General features: G+C 65.0%; 24 protein-coding genes. 10 read left to right on the top strand and 14 right to left on the bottom strand.

All coding sequences use genetic code 11. The annotated features are described in order from the left end of the window. Window positions 1-15 precede the first annotated feature (15 nt). The gene (locus tag EAO80_RS06645) at window positions 16-1,623 is read left to right on the top strand and encodes a long-chain-fatty-acid--CoA ligase (protein WP_122089144.1); all 1,608 of its coding nucleotides are present in this window, start codon (window positions 16-18) and stop codon (window positions 1,621-1,623) included. Window positions 1,624-1,635: 12 nt separating this feature from the next. On the opposite strand, the gene EAO80_RS06640 is transcribed toward EAO80_RS06645, so the two are convergent. From EAO80_RS06640 to EAO80_RS06620, 5 genes are all read right to left on the bottom strand, one after another. Next, entirely contained in the window at window positions 1,636-1,899 is a 264-nt protein-coding gene (locus EAO80_RS06640; RefSeq protein WP_162993909.1) for a DUF7520 family protein, read from the bottom strand. 175 nt (window positions 1,900-2,074) lie between these two features. Beyond that, window positions 2,075-3,802 (bottom strand): cbb3-type cytochrome c oxidase subunit I, encoded by a 1,728-nt coding sequence (locus tag EAO80_RS06635; protein WP_122089142.1) that lies wholly within the window; start codon window positions 3,800-3,802, stop codon window positions 2,075-2,077. Between the two features lie 109 nt (window positions 3,803-3,911). Continuing rightward, window positions 3,912-4,139 (bottom strand): DUF6684 family protein, encoded by a 228-nt coding sequence (locus EAO80_RS06630; RefSeq protein ID WP_122089141.1) that lies wholly within the window; start codon window positions 4,137-4,139, stop codon window positions 3,912-3,914. A 45-nt stretch (window positions 4,140-4,184) separates the two neighbouring features. Beyond that, entirely contained in the window at window positions 4,185-4,568 is a 384-nt protein-coding gene (locus EAO80_RS06625) for a DUF7541 family protein (RefSeq protein ID WP_122089140.1), read from the bottom strand. A gap of 38 nt (window positions 4,569-4,606) precedes the next feature. Then, a complete protein-coding gene (locus EAO80_RS06620; RefSeq protein WP_122089139.1) occupies window positions 4,607-4,864 on the bottom strand; it encodes a DUF7410 domain-containing protein in 258 nt (85 codons plus the stop codon). A gap of 88 nt (window positions 4,865-4,952) precedes the next feature. Between EAO80_RS06620 and EAO80_RS06615 the strand changes: the two genes are divergently transcribed. After that, a complete protein-coding gene (locus tag EAO80_RS06615) occupies window positions 4,953-5,858 on the top strand; it encodes a cytochrome c oxidase subunit 3 (RefSeq protein ID WP_122089138.1) in 906 nt (301 codons plus the stop codon). Between the two features lie 342 nt (window positions 5,859-6,200). On the opposite strand, the gene EAO80_RS06610 is transcribed toward EAO80_RS06615, so the two are convergent. Beyond that, entirely contained in the window at window positions 6,201-6,485 is a 285-nt protein-coding gene (locus EAO80_RS06610; protein WP_122089137.1) for an amphi-Trp domain-containing protein, read from the bottom strand. Window positions 6,486-6,608: 123 nt separating this feature from the next. After that, on the bottom strand, window positions 6,609-7,415 hold the full coding sequence (gene coxB, locus EAO80_RS06605) for a cytochrome c oxidase subunit II (RefSeq protein WP_122089136.1): 807 nt from the start codon (window positions 7,413-7,415) through the stop codon (window positions 6,609-6,611). 114 nt (window positions 7,416-7,529) lie between these two features. Between coxB and EAO80_RS06600 the strand changes: the two genes are divergently transcribed. Next, a complete protein-coding gene (locus EAO80_RS06600; RefSeq protein WP_394343429.1) occupies window positions 7,530-8,918 on the top strand; it encodes a heme o synthase in 1,389 nt (462 codons plus the stop codon). Next, complete coding sequence (locus EAO80_RS06595) at window positions 8,915-9,673, top strand: DUF7546 family protein (protein WP_122089135.1); 759 nt, start codon at window positions 8,915-8,917, stop codon at window positions 9,671-9,673. The genes EAO80_RS06600 and EAO80_RS06595 overlap by 4 nt, the downstream gene beginning before the upstream one ends. A gap of 1 nt (window position 9,674) precedes the next feature. On the opposite strand, the gene EAO80_RS06590 is transcribed toward EAO80_RS06595, so the two are convergent. The 4 genes from EAO80_RS06590 to EAO80_RS06575 all read right to left on the bottom strand — a co-directional run bounded on the left by EAO80_RS06590 (window position 9,675) and on the right by EAO80_RS06575 (window position 14,514). Then, entirely contained in the window at window positions 9,675-10,688 is a 1,014-nt protein-coding gene (locus EAO80_RS06590; protein ID WP_122089134.1) for an aldo/keto reductase, read from the bottom strand. Between the two features lie 83 nt (window positions 10,689-10,771). Next, complete coding sequence (gene pstA, locus EAO80_RS06585) at window positions 10,772-12,391, bottom strand: phosphate ABC transporter permease PstA (RefSeq protein ID WP_122089133.1); 1,620 nt, start codon at window positions 12,389-12,391, stop codon at window positions 10,772-10,774. Continuing rightward, entirely contained in the window at window positions 12,391-13,392 is a 1,002-nt protein-coding gene (gene pstC, locus EAO80_RS06580; RefSeq protein WP_122089132.1) for a phosphate ABC transporter permease subunit PstC, read from the bottom strand. The genes pstA and pstC overlap by 1 nt, the downstream gene beginning before the upstream one ends. Window positions 13,393-13,440: 48 nt before the next feature. Beyond that, a complete protein-coding gene (locus EAO80_RS06575; RefSeq protein ID WP_122089131.1) occupies window positions 13,441-14,514 on the bottom strand; it encodes a phosphate ABC transporter substrate-binding protein PstS family protein in 1,074 nt (357 codons plus the stop codon). Window positions 14,515-14,754: 240 nt separating this feature from the next. Between EAO80_RS06575 and EAO80_RS06570 the strand changes: the two genes are divergently transcribed. The 3 genes from EAO80_RS06570 to EAO80_RS19560 are packed head-to-tail and all read left to right on the top strand — an operon-like array spanning window position 14,755 to window position 16,608. After that, complete coding sequence (locus EAO80_RS06570; RefSeq protein ID WP_122089130.1) at window positions 14,755-15,672, top strand: ABC transporter ATP-binding protein; 918 nt, start codon at window positions 14,755-14,757, stop codon at window positions 15,670-15,672. Next, complete coding sequence (locus tag EAO80_RS06565; protein WP_122089129.1) at window positions 15,669-16,415, top strand: ABC transporter permease; 747 nt, start codon at window positions 15,669-15,671, stop codon at window positions 16,413-16,415. The genes EAO80_RS06570 and EAO80_RS06565 overlap by 4 nt, the downstream gene beginning before the upstream one ends. A 40-nt stretch (window positions 16,416-16,455) precedes the next feature. Further along, window positions 16,456-16,608, top strand: coding sequence for a hypothetical protein (locus tag EAO80_RS19560; protein WP_162993908.1), 153 nt, complete (start codon window positions 16,456-16,458; stop codon window positions 16,606-16,608). A gap of 1 nt (window position 16,609) precedes the next feature. Here the strand turns inward: EAO80_RS19560 and EAO80_RS06560 are convergent, their stop codons facing one another. Further along, complete coding sequence (locus tag EAO80_RS06560; protein WP_122089128.1) at window positions 16,610-17,710, bottom strand: putative sulfate/molybdate transporter; 1,101 nt, start codon at window positions 17,708-17,710, stop codon at window positions 16,610-16,612. 181 nt (window positions 17,711-17,891) lie between these two features. Between EAO80_RS06560 and EAO80_RS06555 the strand changes: the two genes are divergently transcribed. Both EAO80_RS06555 and meaB read left to right on the top strand, forming a co-directional pair. Beyond that, a complete protein-coding gene (locus tag EAO80_RS06555) occupies window positions 17,892-18,308 on the top strand; it encodes a cobalamin B12-binding domain-containing protein (protein ID WP_122089153.1) in 417 nt (138 codons plus the stop codon). Beyond that, window positions 18,305-19,291, top strand: a complete 987-nt coding sequence (gene meaB, locus EAO80_RS06550) for a methylmalonyl Co-A mutase-associated GTPase MeaB (protein ID WP_122089127.1) — start codon at window positions 18,305-18,307, stop codon at window positions 19,289-19,291. The genes EAO80_RS06555 and meaB overlap by 4 nt, the downstream gene beginning before the upstream one ends. 1 nt (window position 19,292) lies before the next feature. Here meaB and EAO80_RS19995 read toward each other — a convergent pair whose 3' ends face one another. Next, window positions 19,293-19,616 (bottom strand): hypothetical protein, encoded by a 324-nt coding sequence (locus EAO80_RS19995; RefSeq protein WP_211330654.1) that lies wholly within the window; start codon window positions 19,614-19,616, stop codon window positions 19,293-19,295. Here EAO80_RS19995 and EAO80_RS06540 point away from each other — a divergent pair. Then, window positions 19,615-20,553 (top strand): alpha/beta fold hydrolase, encoded by a 939-nt coding sequence (locus EAO80_RS06540; protein ID WP_122089126.1) that lies wholly within the window; start codon window positions 19,615-19,617, stop codon window positions 20,551-20,553. The two genes, EAO80_RS19995 and EAO80_RS06540, sit on opposite strands and share 2 nt — an antisense overlap. On the opposite strand, the gene EAO80_RS06535 is transcribed toward EAO80_RS06540, so the two are convergent. After that, window positions 20,530-20,907, bottom strand: coding sequence for a Zn-ribbon domain-containing OB-fold protein (locus tag EAO80_RS06535; RefSeq protein ID WP_122089125.1), 378 nt, complete (start codon window positions 20,905-20,907; stop codon window positions 20,530-20,532). The genes EAO80_RS06540 and EAO80_RS06535 overlap by 24 nt on opposite strands. Between the last annotated feature and the right edge of the window lie 86 nt (window positions 20,908-20,993).

Genomic DNA, 20,993 nt, shown 5'->3' with positions numbered 1-20,993 from the left:
ATCGTTAGGCGAGGTATGCACAAGCCACTGCTGACGACTGACTTTCTCGACCGCGCGCGCACCCACTACGGTGATCAGGAGGCCGTGGTGGCGACGACGGGCGAGCGCTTTACGTACGACGAACTCGGCGAGCGCGTGGACCGACTCTCGGCGGCGTTGCAGGAGCGGGGGATCGAAAAGGGGGATCGGGTGGCGGTGTTGGATCCGAACACCCACTACCATCTCGAAGCCGCCTACGCGATCATGCAACTGGGCGCGATCCACACGCCGCTGAACTACCGGCTCGTCCCGGACGACTTCGAGTACATCCTCAACGACGCGGGCGTGACGGCGATCATCGCGGACCACGAACACGCCGAAAAGATCGAACCGGTTCGAGGATCGGTCCCCACGGAACTCTACATCTCGAACGATGCGGGCGCCACCGACGGGGAATGGGAGGACTTCGAGGAACTGATCGATCGGGACGGCGAGTACGACCGCCCCGAGATGAGCGAGGACGAGGTCATCACCATCAACTACACCTCGGGGACGACGGGCGACCCGAAGGGGGTCTGTCGCACCCACAGGACCGAGACGCTCCACGCCTATCTCATCAGCGTCCACCAGGAGATCCGCGACGACGACGTCTACCTCTGGACGTTACCGATGTTCCACGTCAACGGCTGGGGCCACATCTACGCGATCACCGGCATGGGCGCGACGCACGTCTGTACCCGTGGAGTCGACGCCGAGTGGATCCTCGAAACCATCAGAAGCGAGGACGTCTCCTATCTCTGCGCTGCGCCGACCGTGTTGAACATGCTGATCGAGCGCTACGAGGAGACCGGCGAGGGGACTCAGGGAGCGAACCCCGTGCGGGCGGCGACCGCCGGTGCCGCGCCACCGGAAGCGACTATCAGGGCGATCGAGGACGAGTTCGGCTGGTATCTCAAGCACGTCTACGGTGCGACCGAGACCGGCCCGCTGATCACGACCTCAGACGCGAGACGGCTCCTGCCGGAGGGGGCCGACCGGTTCGCGATCAAGAAGCGCCAGGGGCTCGGTTACCTCGGTACGGACGTGCGGATCGTCGACGAGGACGGCGAGGACGTGCCCCGCGACGACGCCACCATCGGCGAGATCGTCGTCCGCGGCAACCAGGTGATGGACGGCTACTGGGAGAAGCCCGAGGCTACCGAGGAGGCCTTCTCCGACCGGATCGAGGGCTACTACCACACCGGCGATCTGGCCGTGATCGACGAACACGGCATGATCTCGATCCAGGATCGAAAGAAGGACATCATCATCTCGGGCGGCGAGAACATCTCGAGCATCGAACTCGAGGACACCCTGTTTGAGCATCCCGCCGTGGCCGACGCCGCGGTGATCCCCGCACCCAGTGAGAAGTGGGGCGAAACCCCGAAGGCGTTCGTCGTGCCCGCCAACGGCGATCCCGACGAACCCGGCGTGAGTGCCGAGGCGATCACCGAGTTCACCCACGAGCGCCTCGCCGGCTACAAGGTCATCCACGAGATCGAGTTCGTCTCCGAGCTTCCGACGACGGCGACCGGCAAGATCCAGAAGTTCGAGCTCCGCCAGCGCGAGTGGGACGAGGAAGAGCGGATGGTCGGCGAGGGGTGATCGTCGTCGAGATTAGCGCTCGGGTGCGACATATCGGACCGCGAGCAGCAACACGCCGAGAAGGGCGGCGATCGTCACCGAACCGTAGAGGGCCATTCCCGCCGGCGTCGGCGGCACCGAAATCAGGCCGAGGATCGCGACTGATCGCAGGTCTTCGACTATTGCGCCGAGGATGAATCCCATGCATCCGGCGAAGGCGACCAGTCCGACGTAGAGCCCGATGACGAGCTGTTGACCCGACACGCTCCGCGTCGTGGTGGCGGCAGATTCGTTCACACGGGCGGTTCGTCCGGCGAAACGATGAGGCTTTCCCTCCGGCGGCCCGACCTCGAATATGCTCGACAGAGAGCTGACCGAAAAGGAACTGCTTGCGCTCGTTCTCGGTGGTATTGCGGTTCTGATGGCGGTGACCGCGTTCTTTATCGTCGCGACGGGCTAGACACTCGCTTTCTCAGTCTTCCATCTGCTCGCCGCCGTCGGCCATCGTCTGGTCGTCCGTCTCGCCGCTACCGTCGGTCGCGAGCCGCGTCTCGATCTTGTCCTCGAACCACGTCCACTCGTTTGTCGTGAGTCCGTCCTCCTTGAGGTTCCACGGATCGCCGTCCTCGACGCGCGGTCCTTCGAGCCACGACTGGACGACGTTCCAGACGAACACCAGTCCACCGAGGAAGATGAGGAACGCCCCGATGGTCGTCACCTGATGGAGCGTCATGTAGGTGGGCAGGTACTCGGCGTATCGGCGTGGCATGCCGCCGTACCCGAGCAGGATCATCGCGAAGAACGTCACGTTCGTCCCGATGAAGCTGAGCCAGAAGTGGACCAGACCGAGTTTGCGCTGGTACATCCGCCCGGTGACGAGCGGGAACCAGTAGTAGACCGAACCCAGGAGCGCGAACCCGATCGCGCCCATCACGATGTAATGGAAGTGCCCGACGACGTAGTACGTCGCGTGGAGCACCTGATCGACGGGAATCGAGGCGAGAAACACGCCCGTTACGCCGCCGATGATGAAGTTCGAGACGAAGCCGATACAGAACAGCATCGGCACCGTCAGTCGGATGCGTCCGGCCCACAGCGTCGTGACCCAGTTAAAGACCTTCACCGCGCTTGGTACCGCGATCGCGAGCGACACCGCCATGAACGCCGCGCGGATCCGCGGATCGATACCCGTCGTGAACATGTGGTGGGCCCAGACGCCGAAGGAGAGGACCCCGATCGCGAGCGTCGAGTAGACGACGAACTTGAAGCCGAACAGTTTACGCCCGGCGAATCGCGGCAGGATCAGACTCACGAGTCCCATCGGCGGCAACACGAGGATGTAGACCTCGGGATGACCGAAGAACCAAAACAAGTGCTGATAGAGGATGAACCCCCCGCCATCGGTGGTGAAGAACGTCGTCCCGAGGTTCCGATCCAGCAGCAGCATGATCAGGACGCTCCCCAGAAGCGGGAACGCAAACAGGATCAGCCCCGACTGGGTGAGCATCGTCCACGAGAAGATGTCGAGCCGTTCCCAGCCGACGTCGGGTCCGCGCTCGGTGAAGATCGTCGCGATGAAGTTGATCGCACCGAGAGTGGCGCTGATCCCCGAGAGGTGCAGCCCGAGCAACAGGAAATCAACTCCAAGGGCACTCTGGTCGACCGAGAGCGGCGGGTACATGGTCCAGCCCGTCTGTGCCGGCTCGACGCCGAACGCCATCAAGAGGAAAGGAATCCAGATCAGGCTCCCCGCGATCGGCAGCAACCAGAAGGCGATCGCGTTGATTCGCGGAAACGCCATGTCGTCGGCCCCGATCAGAAGCGGGATGAAGTAGTTCGCGAAGGCGGCGATCATCGGCGTCCCGAACAGGAACAGCATGGTGATGCCGTGGCTCGTCATCAACGCGTTGTACGTCGTCGGGTCGAGGAACGTCGAGTTGGGCGTGAACAGCTCGGTCCGCATCAGCGTCACCGAGACGCCGCCCCACGCGAGCGCGAAGAGCCCGAACGCACCGTAGAGGATGCCGATGTCCTTGTGGTCGACCGTCGTCAGCCAACGGACGATTCCCCCCGGTTTCTCCTGTGTTTCGTATGCGGTATCGTCGACCGCGCGCCCACCCCCACTGGCGAGCGGCGTGTATGAACGCCAGTCCTCGATGCGGGCGATCCACCCTGCGACGATCAGCAGAAGGAACCCCATCAGGACGGTCAAAGCTATCTGTCCGTCTATCTGCATGGTCGGTCCTCAGTATCGGAGCGTAATGAAACGTTAGGTTCCGCCGGCGTGAAAACCGTCCGCCGGTGACCTGTCAGATCCGTTTTGCGGTCGCGTACGTCAGGTGAAGCAGCCCCCAGCTCATGCTGATAACCAGCGTCAGCATGTAGATGCTCATCAGCGACCCGTCCTTCCAGCCGTCGGGCGTTGCGACGATGAACAGGACGAGAAAGAACGCCAGGATACCGAACGGGACCAGGTTCACCGTCGAATCGAGCAGCGTCTCCTTGTTGAAGACGCGGTCGTCGAGCAGTCTGCTCATACCCGACGTACCCGGTCGGCAATCAAATAGCTAGTGGTTCCGTCCTCACACCGAGGATCGATCTTCGACGACAAAGCGGCCGCCAAGGGCCCCGACAATACACAGGAAGCCTGCGACGCCGAATGCCACGCCACGGAAGCCGATGTTCAGGGCGCCGCCGCCACCCAGCGGGTACAGCACGGTCAGGGCGATTCCGACGATCACGAAGACGCCACCCAGAGCGCCGATGAATCGCCACGGCGTCGCCGTGTAACCGGATTCGCTCATGACCCCGCCGAGGCTGCCGACGAGCAACAGGATCCCGCCGACCGCGATCGGAACGAGATCGAAGATGACGCCCACCTCCGCGACCGCGAGCCCCAGTGCGATAAACAGCGGCCACGGGCTGGCCTTTCGGTACTGATCACTCAGCCCCGTCTGTTCTTCCATACCCACCATAGGGAACAACCAACCGAAAACCCATCGAACTAGGCGACCACGAGGTAGACGAACAGGAAGGTGAAATACAGACCGATCAGGGTCCCGATCGCCTTTAATCGAAATCGTCTGATTCCGGCGGTTTCGCTGCGGTAGGCCGCTGCGAATCGCTCGCGATCCTCCTCCGAGAGCGTTCCGGGGTGGTCGAGACCGGCGTGGAGCGTCACGTACTCCGCGCGTGCGAACGGGCGCTCGCAGTGCGGACAGGTGTGGACCGTCTCGTCGCCGTCGAGGGCGTACTCGACCATACCGCCGATAGGGAGGACGGTCTGTTGTAGCTTCCGGAGGCGGCGGCGGTTGGGAGGCTTTTTGGTAATCGACGCGAAAGGCGATTCCATGACCGTCTCCGAAGACTCAGGCGACGACCACGGCCACCACCTCCCGGCCGTCGAAGACTGGCCGAAGGGCTTTGGTGAGGCCAGCTGGTGGCCCTTCATCACTGCCATCGGCGCCTCCGGAATCTACGTCGGCGCGGCCCTGACAATCCTCTCGCTCGGCGGGCTCGCGCTCGCACCGATCGTCGGCGGCGGCGTCTTCGCCGTGAGCGTCGCCACGTTCCTCGCAGGACTGTACGGTTGGACGTACCACGCGTTCGTCAAGGCGTTCTGGGACGCCGAAGACCACGGCAACGCGAGCCTCCGCTGGGGGATGGTGCTCTTTTTGTGTACGGAGGTCGCGACCTTCGGCGCCGTCTTCGTCTACTACTTCCACATCCGTATCGTCTCGTGGCCCCCCGCGGACTTCGAGGTGATCTCGGGGCCGCTCGTCGCCGGCACCGTCACGCTCGGCTCGGTCGAGATCCCCATCATCAGCGAGATCGTCCTCGCGAACACGCTGATTCTGGTTCTGAGCAGCGGGACGATCCACTGGGCGCACTCCCAGTTGCTCAAGGACAACCACCGCAACTTCACCCTCGGTCTCGCCGCGACCTTCATGCTCGGCGTGGTCTTCCTCATCGGACAGAGCTACGAGTATTACGAGTTCATCGTCCACGAGGGCTTCACGCTGGCCGCAGCCCAAGAGGCGCTGTACGCCAGTGCCTTCTACGGGCTGACTGGTTTGCACGGGCTGCACGTCTCGATGGGGGCCGTTCTCATCGGCATCCTCCTCCTTCGGGCGCTTTACGGGCAGTACTCGTCCGAACGTCACACCTCCGTCTCGACGGTTTCGATGTACTGGCACTTCGTCGACGTCGTCTGGATCTTCCTCGTCGTCGTCCTCTACCTCGGCGCGGTCATCTGAGACGGTAGCGCGGTCGCCTTCTCGATCTTCTCTGTCCCCTATTCCACCCCTCACTGCTGGGGCTATCGTTTGTGTCGACACCAACTGAACTTGGTCCTTAACCCTCATCGGGACCCGTGGGCCGACGCAGGCGCGCTGTTGAGCGATGAAACGGGACGTAACGCAGCGATGAAACGTGATCGACAGCGAACCTGCCGCGTACACACCCGTTTACCGATGCCGAAGATGGGACGGCCTCACGGATGAAAACGGATGACGCCCACAGTTGCTTCCGGAGATATTCGACCATCGATGGACTCGCGAGGTGCTCAACGTGCGGCTATCGATGCAGCCCGACTGACGTCACTCGATGGTTAGATCGCCGCTCGTCCCGCTTTCTCCCTCTTGGCCCTCGTCCCATTCGAGTTCGAACTCGACGCTGAGTTCGGAGTCGTTTCCCTCGCTTTCGCGCTCGGCTTTGATCTCGAAGGTGGGCCGGTCGGGGACCGCGAGATCCACCGATTCGTCGCCGGCGCTGAGAGTGAGGCTGCCGTTCCCATCGAGCTTGTCGGCGACCGCTCGGAGGTAGGTGGCGATTTCCTCGCGCGAGCGGGACTGTTCGGTCTTGAAGAGTACTTCTTCTGGCATGGTCGTCGATACGCCAGCAACCGTGATAACGGTAACCCAGCCGGCATGTGGGTCGGACACACGTTTCGGAGAAATGGAGCGTTCGTCGGACGGGCGGGCCGGAGAAGGAAATGCGTTTGAACGTTATGAACCGCCGCTAGCGTTGCTGCTTTCGTTACCGCCGCTCGCATTGCCGCTCTCGTTGCCACTGCTTTCGTTGCCACCGCTCTCGTTGCCGCTACCGCCGGAGGACTGCTGCTCCTGGACCCACTGCTGGTACTCGTCCTCGCTCACCGCGTCGATGGTGAAGTACATGCTCGAGTGGCCCACACCACAGTACTTCGAACAGTAGCCCTGGTATTCGCCCTCCTCGTACACCTCGGTCTTCACCGTGTTCGATTGGCCCGGGTTGGCGTCCTGTTTCAACCCGAGGTCAGGGACGTGAAACCCGTGTATGTAGGAGTTTTGCTCTTCGCTGGCCCCGACATTGAAGTAGATCTCGGTGTCGGTCGGGATCGTCGCGGAGCTGGTCGATTCGATTCCTTCATCTTGGTAGATGAAGTCCCAGCCGTAGTTGTACGCGACGACGTCGATCTCGACGGCGTCCTCGCCGGGGACGTCGTCGTTCTGGGCGGTGATGAAGGGATCCGCCATCACCTGATAGGACGCGAGTCCGACGAACAGGAGGACGATCGCGGTCGCGACCGTCCAGGTGATCTCGAGTCGGCGGTTCTCCTGGGTCGGGCGCGGGTCGTCGTTGTTACGGAACTTGAACACCGCGTAGATCAGGACCGCCTGTACCAGCAGGGTGATCGGGATCGCGGCGTACAGGAGGACGTTGTTCAACTCGCCGATGAGCTGGTCGTTGATCGAGTTCTGTGCCGCGACCGGCTCGACGGCGAACAGAAAAAGCCCCACACAGAGGACGAGGAGGCTCCGGGTCCGTTTCATACCCGTTGCTTTGCGAGAACGGGCATAAATGTGTGCGTTTTCGGGTCGGACGACGCGACCGCGGAGGCTAAGTACGCCCACACCAAGTCCGAAGTAGACGTGTCTACGGAACCGATCGCCGACCGGTCGCGTTTCCTCGCCGTGCTCGCGGCGACGACGATGGGTGCGTATCTGCTGGTCATTGCGGGTGCGACGACCGCGCTCACCGACGCCACCGCAGCCTGCTCGACGTGGCCTGCCTGCGGCGGCGCCTACCCCTTTGCCGGGACGGCCGTCACGATCGCGTGGACACACCGCCTGCTCGCGGCGCTCGTCGGGGTCGGCGCCCTCGCAAGCGTCGTCATGGGGTGGCGAAGCGAGCCACCGCGCGTGCGCGGAGCGCTCCTCGTCGCCGCGGGGCTCTACCCCGTTCAGGTCGGAATCGGTGCAGTCGTCGCCACGACGGGTGCGCCACCGACGATCTCGGCGGTTCACCTGCTGGTCGGGACCCTCATCTTCGGCGGGCTACTGGTCGGTCTCGCGTGGTCGCTCGAACGCCGTTTCCCCACCCGCGAGCGCGACGAACCGCTCACCAAGGACCCCGAACCGGTCCGGGATCGTCCGGACGCCCCGACTCCCGAGCCACGATCGACGACCGGCCTGCGGGCGACGCTCGGGGCGTACTTCAGCCTGATGAAGCCGCGGCTGATGTGGCTGCTCTGCCTCGTCGCCGCCGCGGCGATGGCCCTCGCAGTGGGCCCTGCACTCACCGTCGACACGATCGTCGCCACCCTCTTGGGTGGTACCCTCGCCATCGGCGCGAGCGGCACCTTCAACCACGTGCTCGAACGCGACGTCGACCAGCGCATGAAACGCACCGCCGACCGCCCGCTGGCGACCGAGATCGTTTCCGTCAGGAACGCGCTCGCGTTCGGCGTGCTGCTGGGACTCGCCTCGCTCGCGACGTTTTACGTCTTCGTCAACGCGCTTGCGGCGCTGTTGGGTCTGACCGCGATCGTCTTCTACAGCGTGGTCTACACGCTCGTTTTGAAACCGAACACGGTCCAGAACACGGTCATCGGCGGGGCCGCGGGGGCCCTGCCCGCGCTGATCGGCTGGGCCGCCGCAACGGGGGAGATCGGCCTGCCGGCGTTGGTGCTCGCGGGCGTGATCTTCTGCTGGACGCCCGCACACTTCTACAACCTCGCGCTCGCGTACAAGGACGACTACGAACGCGGCGGGTTCCCGATGATGCCCGTGGTGCGGGGCGAGCGCCTCACCCGAAAGCACATCGTCTACTACCTGGGCGCGACGCTGGTCGCCGCGAGCCTGCTGGCGGCCGTCGACACGCTGGGCTGGCTCTTCGCCGCTACTAGCGTCGTCTTCGGGGCGATCTTCCTGCGCGAGGTGATGCGCTTGCATCGCGAGCAGACCCGAAGCGCCGCGATGCGCTCGTTCCACGCCTCGAACGCCTATCTGGGGATGCTGCTGCTGGCGATCATCGTCGATGCGCTCGCCCTATGACCCGCACCCTCGACTTCGATTCGCTCCCCGACCGCTTCCGCCCGCGGACCTCGACGCTGCTGTACGGCGGGCTGCTCGTCAACACCGAACTCGCCGTTCTGGTGGTCTATCACCTCATCGCGGACGTACGGGTCGAGAGCGTCTTCGCGGTCGTCTATCCGTTTATCTGGATCAACGTCGGTCTCTGGGCGATCCTGCGGACGAACCCCGATCCTCGAACGAAGCGCCACCGATATATCGCGGGCGCCGTCGCGGTCGGCTACCTGCTGGCGCTGTTCGTCCTCGGAGGGCTGGCTTGGACGGGGATCCCACAGCTCCCGACCGGGCTCGACGTCTCGATGCCCTCCCCGGGCATCGGCCCGATCATCTCGTACAACGGCGAGTTCGTCCGATTTACGCTCGTTCCGTTCCTCGTCGTCGGCTACGTCGCCCTCTCGTATCTCGTCTACGCGACTCTCATCGACGCCGCGGACTCCGCGCTCGGGGGCGTCATCGGCCTCTTCTCGTGTTTCTCGTGTGTCTGGCCGCTGATCGCGCCGATCTTCGTCGGCGCGTTCGGCAGCGCCGGAACCGCGGTGGCCACGAGCCTCCAGTCGTACGTCGCCGGTACCGCGATCTTTCTCGCCACTATTGCCCTGCTGTACTGGCGACCGTTCAAGCGCGAGCGGACGAACGACGATGAAGGTGAAAACGAGGGGATGAGCGACCGCGAGGTGCGCTGGCGCCGGAAACGCGAACAGCGCCGCGGTCAGTGACTTAGTGACCGAAGCGTCGCCCTTCCTCCTCGTAGCGCGCGTCCTCGATCCGCTCGCGCTGCTCACGTGAGAGGTCCACCTCGACCGCGCCGACGTTCTCCTCCAATTGGTCGGTTGTGCGCGCGCCGACGATCGGCGTACACGAGAACGCCTCCTGATCCATCAGCCAGCGCAGCGAGACCTGTGCGGGGGTCGCGCCCGCCTCGTCGGCGACCGCGCGGATCTCCTCTAAGACCTGCCAGCCGCGTTCGGAGACGTAGTAGTCCTCGAAGCGGTCGTCCAGATCCGCGCGCGAGCCCTCGGGGCCGACGACTTCCTCACCCTCCTTTTCGTACTTGCCGGTGAGGAAGCCGCCCGCCAGCGGCGAGTAGGGACAGACAGCCAGGTTCTGATCCGCACAGACGTCGAGGTAGTCCGCGACGTCGTCGCGATACGCCGCGTGAAAGAGCGGCTGGGTCACCTCGAAGCGCTCGAACCCCTCCACCTCCGATTTCCACAGCGCCTTCGTCAGCTGCCAGGCGGCCATCGTCGAGGCGCCGAGGTAGTTCACCTTGCCCTTCTCGACCAGCGTATCGAGCGTATCGAGCGTCTCCTCGATGGGGGTGTCCTCGTCGAAGCGGTGGATGTAGTAGAGATCGAGGTAGTCCGTTCCCAGCCTATCGAGGGTGCCCTCGATCTGCGCGCGGATGTGTTTGCGCCCCAGCCCCGAGTCGTTCGGGCCGGGCTCGCCCCACCCGTCGAAGGGGAAGTACACCTTCGAGGCGAGCACGAACTCCTCGCGGTCGTGATCCTCCAGCCACTCGCCGATGTACTCCTCGCTCGTTCCGTTGGGAGTGCCGTAGACGTTCGCGGTGTCGATGAAGTTGATACCGTGCTCCCAAGCCGTATCGAGCAACTCGCGGGCGGTGTCCCTGTCGGTCTCGACGGTGCCGCCGCTCTCCTTTCCGAAGCGCCAGGTTCCGAAACAGAGTTCCGAAACCGTCGTCCCGGTTGAACCGAGGTTGTGATACTCCATACGCTCCCTGCAGGCTCGATCACCTAAACCATCACCCTCCCGGCGAACGCTTCGGGCGATTCGTCGATGGCACCGTCCGGTGCTCAGTGTTCGCGATCGAACCGGTTGCGGATTAGGACGGCGCTCGCGTTCATCGCGAGCATCAGCGCCAGCAACACGATCGCGGCCGCCGGGACGACGCCGTGTCTGAACGCGGCGTCGACGTTGCTGCGGGCGGCGAAGATCTGCAGCGGTAGCGCGGTCGCACTTGAGAACAAACCCGACGGTGGCGTGTAGGTCGTCGTCGCGACGGCGATGATGACCAGCGGCGCCGTCTCGCCGATCGCACGAGCGAGCGACAGGATCGTACCGGTAAGTACCCCCGGAACGGCACGGGGAAGCACGACGCCACGGAGCACCTGCCAGCGGCTCGCGCCCATTCCGTAGGCCGCATCGCGCAACGAGTTCGGGACCGCCCGTATCGCCTCCTGTGTCGAGACGACGACGATGGGCAGGATGAGGAAGCCGAGCGTTCCCGCGGCGGCAATCACGACGCCGGACCCGAACCCGAGCGTGTTCCGAAACAGCGCCAGCCCGAGCAGCCCGTAGACGACCGACGGAACGCCGGCCAGATTCGAGATGTTCACCTCGAGCAGCGTCGCGAGCCGCCCGAACGGACCCGTCTTGGGCGCGTACTCCTCGAGGTAGACCGCCGCGCCGATTCCGACGGGGAACGCCATGATCGACATGAACCCGACGATGACGATCGAGCCGACGATCTGCGGGTAGACGCCCGCGTTGATCGCGTTGAGGCCGTCCCAGGAGTTCAACAGTAGTGACGGTGTGAGAAATCCCTCCAAGCCCTGGATCCCGAGTGCTCGTTCGAGGGCCGCCCCCAGCAATACGCCGCCGATGACGATGAACGGGCCGAGGACGCCGATCCGGCCCTCCTCATCCGTCAGGACCGTCTCGCCGACGACGTAGCCGACCGGGAGGACGAACGCCGAGGTGAGGACGACCCAGAGCGACGGATCGCGTCCCGTCGCGAGCCCGCCGACGGCGACTGCGAGTGTTACGAGGAAAACCGCCGTCGCGACGAACGCGCCCTCCCGACGCGACCGGCGGTGCGTCTCGAGCGCCCCCAGGATCGCCGCGACCGGGAGCGTCACGATACCGACGTAGGCGATCCAGTGGGCGGTCAAACCGACGATCGGGCGGAGCACGCCGTAGAGCCCGCCCGCGAGCGCGAGCCCGAGAAGTATCGACACCGGGATCGCCGGACCAGTGAGCTGACTGTGGCGCTCGCGACCGTAGAGCCCGATCAGGACCGGGGGGATCGCGCCGAACAGGGCGTAGATCAGGACGTCGTAGGGGCTCAGGGAGTCCACGACGACGTAGGTAACGAGGCTCACCGCGAGGCTGCCGAAGACGACCGCAAAGGCCCTGGCGTTGGCCGCCCTGACCGCCGGGCGACGGCGAGCGTACAGCGTGAAGGCGGCGCTCGGCGCCACGAGCGTCCCGAAGTACAGGAGGTACCATTGAGCCGACGCCGTCATCGGTTGAAACGCGTCGAGGGCGATGTACCCGAACAACACGAGCAACGAAACGATTCCGACGAGCGTCGCGACGACGAGAAGCGCCTCGAAGAGTTGGCCCTTCAGCTGGTCGAATCGATGCCTCGTGGTTCGTTGCAGCCGATCGGTGGTGGTATCTTCCGTGGACATCACTCGTAGGCCTCCCTGAAGCGGCGTCGGACCAGTTCCGCAAGCACGTTCATCGTGAGCGTGATGGCGAACAACGTCATTCCGATGGCGAACATCGCCTCGTAGGTGGCTCCGGGAGTCTGATCCGCGCCCGCGATCTGTACCATCGCGGCGGTCATCGTCTGGCTTGACTCGGCGAGGTTCCGCAGGACGTTCGGGAAGTACGGCATCTGTGGGCTCATCCCCATCGCCATCGTCACCGCCATCGTCTCGCCGATGGCCCGCGAGATCGCGAGCACGTACGAGGCGACGATTCCCGACGTTGCGGCTGGCACGACGACCCGCGTCGAGACGTCGAACTTCCGCGAGCCGAGGCCGTAGGCCGCCTCCCGAAGCGAGTCGGGCACCGCGCTCAGCGCGTCCTCGCTGATCGAGGAAACCATCGGGATGATCATGATCCCGACGACGATGCTCGCCGACAGCGCGTTGAACGTCCGCAGTGCGGGCACGACCAACGTGAACTCCGGCAGGACCGGGACCCCGGGCGGGATCAGTCCCACCGAGAGCGGGAGGACGTTCCCGAACAGCGGCGTGATATAGACGAGCGCCATGTACCCGTAGATCACCGTCGGAACGCCGGCCAGTACCTCCAGTGCCGGCTTGAGGATCGAGCGGGCACGCGCGCTCGCGTACTCGCTCAGGTAGATCGCGGCCGCCAGCCCGATCGGGAGCGCGATGAGCGCCGAACAGATCGTCACGATGAGCGTCCCGCTGACCAGCGGCAGGACGCCGTAGTTCTGGCTGATGATCGGGCTCCACTGCGTACCGGTGAAGAACCTGATCGGGGAGATCTCCGACCAGAACGCGATCGCCTGGCCCGACAGCGCGAGAACTATTCCAACCGTCACGAAGATCGTCAGTACCGCACACGCGGCTATCAGACCGCCGTACAGCCGTTCCTTCCGGACGACGAACCCGCTCCGCTGGAGCGAATTCGCCTCCGGATCTTGTCTATTGCTCATTGTCAAAGAGGGGAGGAGGGCGACTCGGTCGCGGGGAACTGACCCACGCTACGCGCTGTACTCGTACTCGCCGGCGGTCGCCTGTTCGAGGGCGTCCAGGTTGTTCTGGACCATCTCGTCGCTGCTCGGGACGTAGCCGATATCGTCGGCGATGTAGTCCTCGTCGCCCTCGTTGATGTAGAACTCGAGGAACGCCTGGAGGTGCTCTTTCTCCTGAATCATGTTCATGTTCCCGTAGAAGAACAGCGGGCGCGCGAGCGGGTAATCACCGCTCTGGGCGCCCTCGAGGCTCGGTTCGACGGGATCGCCGCCACCCTCGCTGAGAGTCAGCGCCTTGACGCTGTCGGGGTTGTTCGTGTAGTAGGCGAAGGGGAGGTAGCCAAACGCGTACTCGTTGCCCGAAACGCCCTGCGCGATGAGGTTGTCCTCCTCGGTGCCCTCGAAGTCGTCGCGGATCTGCCCGTCCTCGCCCAGAACGGCCTCGATGAAGTAGTCGTAGGTCCCCGACGTGCTCGCGGGACCGTAGAGGTCGAAGGGCTCGTCGGGCCAGTCGGAATTGACGTCGGACCAGCTTTCCGGCGCGCTCTCGGCCGACCAGATGGTCTCGAGATCCTCCAGCGAAATCGAGTCGATGAAGTCGGCCTCGTTGTTCACGACCACGGTCAGCGCGTCCTGTGCGATGAAGAATTCGACGGGCTCGAACCCGTTGTCGCGACACCGCTGGAGCTCTCCCTCCTCGATCGGGCGGCTCGCGTTGTTGAGGTCGCTGTCGCCGGGGATGAAGACGTTCTCGAACCCGCCGCCGCTGCCGTCGCGGGTGAGGTTGAAGCTCACGTCGGAGTTCTCCTCCTGAAACAGCCGAGTGACCTCCTGGGCGACCGGGTAGACCGTGCTGCTCCCGGAGATCCGGATGTCCCCCGAGAGGTTCTGGGAACCGTCTCCGCCCCCGTCTCCGCTCCCGTTTCCGTTACCGCTCCCGTTGCCATCACCACCGCCACCGCCGCCACCGTCGTTCGCGTCCGAACTACATCCCGCGAGCGCCGTCGCCCCGACGGCACCCGAAGAGAGGAGGAACTTTCGCCGCGATACCGAATCGACCTGATACCCTGAGTCGTGGGCCATCGAGTGTATCAAACGCCAGTACGGGTATGTCAGTTGCTATGATCTATATGTATGAGCATCGAACCATATATACGCGTCATTTCTATATGATCTCTACCGTGTACTATATAGAGTTCGGAAGACGGTATCACCCATCCCGTCCCTCGACTCGCGATACGTCAGGGTGATCCTGATCCGGAACCGCTACCGGCGCCGGTAACGGATCGAACCCCTTAGGACGGCCTCGCCACTTCTCCCGATATGGACGACGCGCTCGTCGCCGAGGGACTCTCCCGGAGCTACGGCGACACGACCGCCCTCGACGGCGTTTCCCTGACCGTCGAGCGTGGCGAGGTGTTCGCGCTCATCGGCCCGAACGGCGCGGGCAAGACGACGCTCGTGCGCGCGCTGACCGGCACTACCGACGTCGAGGGGACTGTCTCCGTATTCGGATCCTCCCCCGAATCCGTCGATGAGAACCGGATTTCGCTCCTTCCGCAGGCGTTCTCGCCACCCGAACGCCTCACCGGCCGCGAACTGCTCGAGTACTACGCCGGCCTGTACGACGAGCCTCGCCCCGTCGTGGACGTTCTGGCGGAGGTCGGGATGGCCGACGACGCCGATTCGTGGTACGAGACGCTATCGGGCGGGCAGCAACGCCGTATCTGCGTGGGGACGGCGCTCGTCAACGACCCCGATCTGCTCTTCCTCGACGAGCCGACCACTGGAATCGACCCTGCCGGCCGCCGGGACCTCTGGAGGCTCGTCGCCGACCTCGCCGCCGACGGTACGACCGTCTTTCTCACCACGCACAACATGGAGGAGGCCGAGGAGCTCGCCGATCGGGTCGGACTGCTCGCCGACGGCCGGCTGGTCGAGGTCGGTTCTCCCGGGGCGCTGGTCGCCGACCACGGCGGGGAGAGCAGACTCGTCGTCGAGACCGACGCCGGAGCCGACGCGCTCGCTGGAAGTCGATATCGCGTCTCCGCGAGCGACCGAACGCTCACGATCCACGGTATCAGTCCCGAGGAGATCGGGGAGGCGGTCGCCACACTGGAACGGGCGAACATCGACTACGAGTCGCTCTCGTGGACCCAGCCCTCCCTCGAAAACGTCTATCTCGAACTCGCGGGCGAGCGGGCCGCCGAGGAACCCGCCCCGGTCGGAGGGGCCCGATGAGTTCGCTTTCGCGCACCCGCGCGGAGTTCGTCGCGGCGTGGTACTCCTTCGTCCGCCGGCGAACCGCGGTCTTCTTCACCTTCTTCTTCCCGGTGATCCTGATCGTCATCTTCGGCGCGCTCGTGACGACCGATCCCACGGGCGGCGGACTGTTCACCGAACCGCCCGAGTACTATCTCGCGGGCTACCTCGCGGTCGTCGTCCTGTTCACGCCGCTCTCGCGGGTCGGCAGCACCGTCGCGCGCCACCGCGAGGGAAACCGATTCGAGAAGCTGGCGACGACGCCGCTCAAGAGGACCGAATGGCTGCTCGCACACACCCTCGTCAACGCCGTACTCGTCGGGATCGCGAGTGCGATCCTCATCGCCGTGCTGTGGCTGCTCACCGACGCCACCTTCTCCCTCTCGCCGCTTTTGGTCCCGTTCGTACTGGTCGGCTCGGCGGTCTTCTGTGGGATCGGCGCGCTTCTGGGCCGGATTGCGGACTCCCAGGACGGCGTGATCGCCGCCGCCAACTCCGTCGCGCTGCCGATGCTGTTTCTCGCCGAGACGTTCGTTCCGCCCGCGCTCCTTCCGTCGTGGATGGGGCCGGTGATCGACCTCCTTCCTCTCACCTACTTCTCGCGGGGCGTCCGGGAGGTCACGGTGTCGGGTGGGCCCTGGGTGACCGACCTCGCGATCCTCTCGGGGCTCGCGGTCGTCTTCCTCGTCGCCGGCGCGTACGCACTCCCGGAGACGGACTGATTTGTCAAGGCTTATCATACCTCACTGCCGAGGGGACGGTGTGGCCGACGAACTGACCGAACGCCCGTGGGAGGGGGACAGATATCGATACAGCGAGTACCGCCAGGAGTCGCGGACGATCGCCGTGATCCAGGACGCCGAGAACGACCGGGCGTGGATCCAGTCGACCGCCGTCGTCCCGACCGATCCCTGAGTCACGCCCCGCGTCGGTAGCGTTCGAACAGGAGATACACACAGATCCCCAGCGCGAACGCCACCCCGATGTTCCAGACCAGCGCGAGCAGCCCGATACCGACCGAGAGCGGGAGGTTCGACGACTCCCGGACGTTCGCGCCGAGTGAGACCGCGACGATCGCGAGCAACACTCCGAGCATCGCCAGGGGAAAGGCGGCGACGAGCGCGCCGGTCGTCACGAACGCGAGGGCGATGTAACCCGTTCCGAGGATCACGTTCGCCCCGCCGGTGCGCGCGCCGAACTCGTACTTGCCTGCGAGGCCGCCACAGCCGTGGCACATCGGGATCCCGCCCAGCGGGACCGTAAGCAGGTTCATCACGCCCATGCTCGTCGCGAGGTCGTCGGCCGGTACGTCCTCGTCGAACAGATCGGCAAAGAGCAGCGACGTCGCGAGCGCCGCGTTGCCGATCGTCATCGCGAACTGCGCGACGATCCCGTCGGCCGCGCTCCACGTCAGCGCTTCGCCCAGTGCGAGTGTCGGCGGAACGCCGGGAAACAGGATGGCGGGGAATCCGGCCGTCCAGAGGGTGATCCCCGTGCCGATCGCCAGTACGACGAGCGCGCTCGCGTTCCCGTAGCCGAACGCGATGACCGCAAGCGCGACCGCCAGTCCGACGGCCGCAAGCGCCACGTCCCCCGCCGCGAGTGAGAGGCCGGTCTCCAGCAGGATCAGTCCCACCGCGAACTGGATCCCCCGGATCACCGGCTCGCCGATCCAGCGCTCGACGACGGACAGCGTGTCCGTCGTCCCGATCGCGAGAAACACGACTCCCAACACGAGGCCGGCGAGCGCGAGCTCCGCATACGAGAGCGCGCCTGCGATCGCGAGCGCGGCGAGCGCCTTCATCGGTTCGACCGACATCGGCAGACCGTACCAGACCCCCCACACGATCTGGAAGACGCCGAAGGCGACCAGTACGTGCGGAAGCGAGATCTCGGTCAACAGCGCCAGCGCGACCACGATCGGCAACACCGTAAGCGAATCACCGACCGCACCGGTCACCTCGTTGGCGGAGAACTCGATCCGTCGGGATTCAGTAATTCGGACTGAAACGGCCACTACGGACCCTATACGCCGGAACTGTATGACCCTTCCCAGAAACCGAACGAGGTGACACGATACGATGGTATAACCGAATTGGGTTTCATCAGTCGTTTCCGATCTCCATAATGGACGTCCGTTACAGTGAAACCCCTCGACGGAAAAGTACGGCCATGAACACCGTGTGGAGGCGATCGAAATGAGCGTCGAGGAGGACCAGCGGGCGATCCGGTGTCTGGTCGCGAAGGTCGGCCTCGACGGCCACGATCGTGGTGCTCACGTCATCTCGCGGGCGTTCCGCGACGCCGGCTTCGAGGTCATCTACTCGGGGCTGCACAACGCGCCCGACGAGATCGTCCAGGCGGCGGTCCAGGAGGACGTTGACGTGCTCGGGATCTCGATCCTCTCGGGGGCTCACAACACGCTGGTCCCGAAGATCGTCGCCGGACTCGAGGAGTACGGCGCGTTCGAGGACACGCTGATCATCCTCGGCGGCGTGATCCCCGACAAAGACAAAGAGCCGCTTCAGGAGGCGGGCGTCGACGCCATCTTCGGACCGGGGACGCCCATGAGCGAAACCATCGAGTTCGTTCGCGAGAACGCCCCCGAGCGATGAGCAGCCCCGACGCCGATCTCGTCGAGAACCTCCTCGACGGGCAGTACCGCGCGCTCGCGCGGGCGATCACGCGGATCGAGAACCGCTCGCCGGGCTACCGCGACCTGGTGGCCGCGCTCCACGAACACACCGGCGACGCCGAGGTCATCGGAATCACGGGGAGTCCGGGCGCGGGAAAGTCGACGCTCGTGGACAAACTCGCCAAATCCTACCGTGATGAGGGCCTTACAGTAGGAGTGATCGCGGTCGACCCCTCCTCGCCGTACACCGGTGGCGCAGTGCTTGGCGACCGGATCCGGATGGCCTCCACTACGGGGGACATGGACACGTTCGTCCGGTCGATGAGCGCTCGCGGCCAGTTAGGGGGACTCTCGACGGCGACCGGCGACGCGATCACGGCCTTCGACGCCTTCGGGATCGACCGGGTCATCGTCGAGACGGTCGGGGCGGGCCAGAACGAGGTCGATATCGTGCGCACGGCAGACACGGTCGCCGTCCTCGTCCAGCCCGAGAGCGGCGACGACATCCAGATGCTCAAGGCCGGCATTTTGGAGATCGGCGACGTGTTCGTCGTGAACAAGGCCGACATGGCCGGCGCCGATCGAACCGTGAAACAGCTCTCGGAGATGCTCGAAGGCCGCGACAACGGCGAGTGGACCCCCGAGATCGTCGAGACCGTGGCCACGAGCGGCGAGGGACTTTCCGACCTGCTCGATGCGTTTTCGGCCCATCGCGAGTTCCTTGAGACCTCCGGCGCGCTCGAAGAGAAAGCGCGCACCCGCTACGCCGAAGAGGTCCGCACCCTGCTTCGCGAGGACGCCGGCCGACTGCTTGAGGGAGAGATCGAGCGCCGCGGCGGGATCGAGGAGTTGGTCGATCGGATCGTCGCCCGCGAAACCGATCCCTACACGGTCGCCGACGGAATCATCGAGCCACTGGCGGAGTGTCTCGCACGCGAGGAGGCGGAACCATCGCCGCGATAGCTCAGCCGACGTGATCGAAACTCCCGAACCCGGGGACCTCGATCGCGGTCTCGGTCGCCGGCGCCGCCGAATCCTGCCACGAGTATCGTCGGATCCGAACGTGATATCTCGGATCGTCCCCCGTGTCGGTCCGGTCGGGCCACGTTCCGAGATCGACGACGAAGCGTGTCACGTCCGACTCGAACTCGACGGCGACCAGCGGGCGTCCCGGCTCCGTGAGTTCGAACGCCGTCTGGAAGACGGCTGTTATCTGCAGAAGGAATTGAACTGGCCGAACAGCGCGGTCGATCAGGGTTAAGACCCCTCCGTCCGATGGACCGAGCATGAAGCTACGACGCCTCGTCGGCGCCGGCGCGGCCGCCGTCGGCCTCGCCGCAACCGGTAACCGAACGCTCGCCAGTCGTGCCGGATCGCTCTCGTCGGCCCTCCCCGGCCGCCAGCACACCTACCGCTGGCGCGGCATGGACGTCTCGTACACCGAATCCGGCGAGCCGACCGACCCGGACCTCCTGCTCGTCCACGGGATTAACGCCGCCGCCTCCAGCCACGAGTTCGCGGCGGTCGTCGAGGACCTCGCCGAGGAGTTTCACGTCATCGCCCCGGACCTGCCGGGCTTCGGGAACTCCGAGCGCCCGCCGCTTTCGTACTCGGGGGAGCTCTACTCCGCGTTTCTTGCCGACTTCGCGCGCGATACCGTCGAGGACGCCACCTGCATCGCCTCCTCGCTGTCGGGCGCGTACGCCGTCGAGGCCGCCGCCGATATCGATTTCGAGCGGCTCGTTCTCGTCTGCCCGACCGCACGGACGATGCCGACCAAGCGCCCGCGCCTGCGCTCGCTGCTCCGAGCCCCCGTCGTCGGTACTGGTTTGTACAACCTGATCGCGAGCAAGCCCTCGATCCGGTACTTCAACGCGGACCACGGCTACTACGACATGGCGAACCTCACCGACGAGACCCTCGACTACGAGTGGGTGAGTGCCCACCAGCCCGGCGCGCGCTACGCGCCCGCCTCGTTCATCAGCGGCTTTCTCGACCGACCGATCGATCTCGGGAAGGAACTCTCGGACCTCGACGTGCCGACGACGCTCGTCTGGGGCCGGGAAGCGGACATCACGCCGCTCAGGCAGGGCCGCACCCTCGCGGAGACGGCCGACGCGAAGCTCGTCGTGATCGACCGCGCCCGCCTGCTGCCCCACGTCGAACACCCTCGCGAGTTCGTCGGCGTGATCCGAGAGGAGCTACGCGGGTCGGAAGACCAGTAACGGTTCGTCCTCGGTTTCTCGCTCCTCGACCCCGACGTCCACGCGTATCCCGGCCTCGGGTTCCTCAACCCCGCGAAGCTGGCCGGTCAGACGGGTGATTCCGAAGTCGACGATCGCGACGGTGTAGGGGGCGTCATCGACGAACTCGGGGGTCGCGACATGAATTCGGGTATAGGTATCGAGCGTCCCGCTGTCGGGTAGCGGCTGTTCTTCGAGGTCGGGATCACCGCATTCCGGACAGAGCCTGCGCGGCGGCAGCGATCCGTGTCCGTTCGGGCATTCGAGCGCGTAGCCCTCGCCCCGGTCGATCGCCGCGATCCACTCGTCGTAGCCCTCGTCGCGTTGTTCGCTCATGACTCCCTCTCCAGAACTCCGTTCCGTCGTCCCCACACTCGCTCGCTCACGCTCCCTCGTGCGACTACCGCCAGAGCCCCGCTCTG

It is taken from the genome of Halalkalicoccus subterraneus, assembly GCF_003697815.1.
GTDB lineage: Archaea > Halobacteriota > Halobacteria > Halobacteriales > Halalkalicoccaceae > Halalkalicoccus > Halalkalicoccus subterraneus.
The sequence above is the reverse complement of the archived record's forward strand: the minus strand, read 5'-3'. Positions and strand labels throughout refer to the sequence as shown.

Bases quoted from the DNA above. Each gene is read 5' to 3' on its own strand.
- EAO80_RS06590 (WP_122089134.1), bottom strand. From the start codon at position 10,688: ATGGAGTATCACAACCTCGGTTCAACCGGGACGACGGTTTCGGAACTC.
- EAO80_RS06540 (WP_122089126.1), top strand. From the start codon at position 19,615: ATGAAGCTACGACGCCTCGTCGGCGCCGGCGCGGCCGCCGTCGGCCTC.
- EAO80_RS06615 (WP_122089138.1), top strand. From the start codon at position 4,953: ATGACCGTCTCCGAAGACTCAGGCGACGACCACGGCCACCACCTCCCG.
- EAO80_RS06645 (WP_122089144.1), top strand. From the start codon at position 16: ATGCACAAGCCACTGCTGACGACTGACTTTCTCGACCGCGCGCGCACC.
- EAO80_RS19995 (WP_211330654.1), bottom strand. From the start codon at position 19,616: ATGCTCGGTCCATCGGACGGAGGGGTCTTAACCCTGATCGACCGCGCT.
- EAO80_RS06535 (WP_122089125.1), bottom strand. From the start codon at position 20,907: ATGAGCGAACAACGCGACGAGGGCTACGACGAGTGGATCGCGGCGATC.
- EAO80_RS06575 (WP_122089131.1), bottom strand. From the start codon at position 14,514: ATGGCCCACGACTCAGGGTATCAGGTCGATTCGGTATCGCGGCGAAAG.
- pstC (WP_122089132.1), bottom strand. From the start codon at position 13,392: ATGAGCAATAGACAAGATCCGGAGGCGAATTCGCTCCAGCGGAGCGGG.
- pstA (WP_122089133.1), bottom strand. From the start codon at position 12,391: ATGTCCACGGAAGATACCACCACCGATCGGCTGCAACGAACCACGAGG.
- EAO80_RS06570 (WP_122089130.1), top strand. From the start codon at position 14,755: ATGGACGACGCGCTCGTCGCCGAGGGACTCTCCCGGAGCTACGGCGAC.
- EAO80_RS06620 (WP_122089139.1), bottom strand. From the start codon at position 4,864: ATGGTCGAGTACGCCCTCGACGGCGACGAGACGGTCCACACCTGTCCG.
- EAO80_RS06630 (WP_122089141.1), bottom strand. From the start codon at position 4,139: ATGAGCAGACTGCTCGACGACCGCGTCTTCAACAAGGAGACGCTGCTC.
- EAO80_RS06625 (WP_122089140.1), bottom strand. From the start codon at position 4,568: ATGGAAGAACAGACGGGGCTGAGTGATCAGTACCGAAAGGCCAGCCCG.
- EAO80_RS06565 (WP_122089129.1), top strand. From the start codon at position 15,669: ATGAGTTCGCTTTCGCGCACCCGCGCGGAGTTCGTCGCGGCGTGGTAC.
- EAO80_RS06595 (WP_122089135.1), top strand. From the start codon at position 8,915: ATGACCCGCACCCTCGACTTCGATTCGCTCCCCGACCGCTTCCGCCCG.
- EAO80_RS06610 (WP_122089137.1), bottom strand. From the start codon at position 6,485: ATGCCAGAAGAAGTACTCTTCAAGACCGAACAGTCCCGCTCGCGCGAG.
- EAO80_RS06555 (WP_122089153.1), top strand. From the start codon at position 17,892: ATGAGCGTCGAGGAGGACCAGCGGGCGATCCGGTGTCTGGTCGCGAAG.
- EAO80_RS06635 (WP_122089142.1), bottom strand. From the start codon at position 3,802: ATGGGGTTCCTTCTGCTGATCGTCGCAGGGTGGATCGCCCGCATCGAG.
- coxB (WP_122089136.1), bottom strand. From the start codon at position 7,415: ATGAAACGGACCCGGAGCCTCCTCGTCCTCTGTGTGGGGCTTTTTCTG.
- meaB (WP_122089127.1), top strand. From the start codon at position 18,305: ATGAGCAGCCCCGACGCCGATCTCGTCGAGAACCTCCTCGACGGGCAG.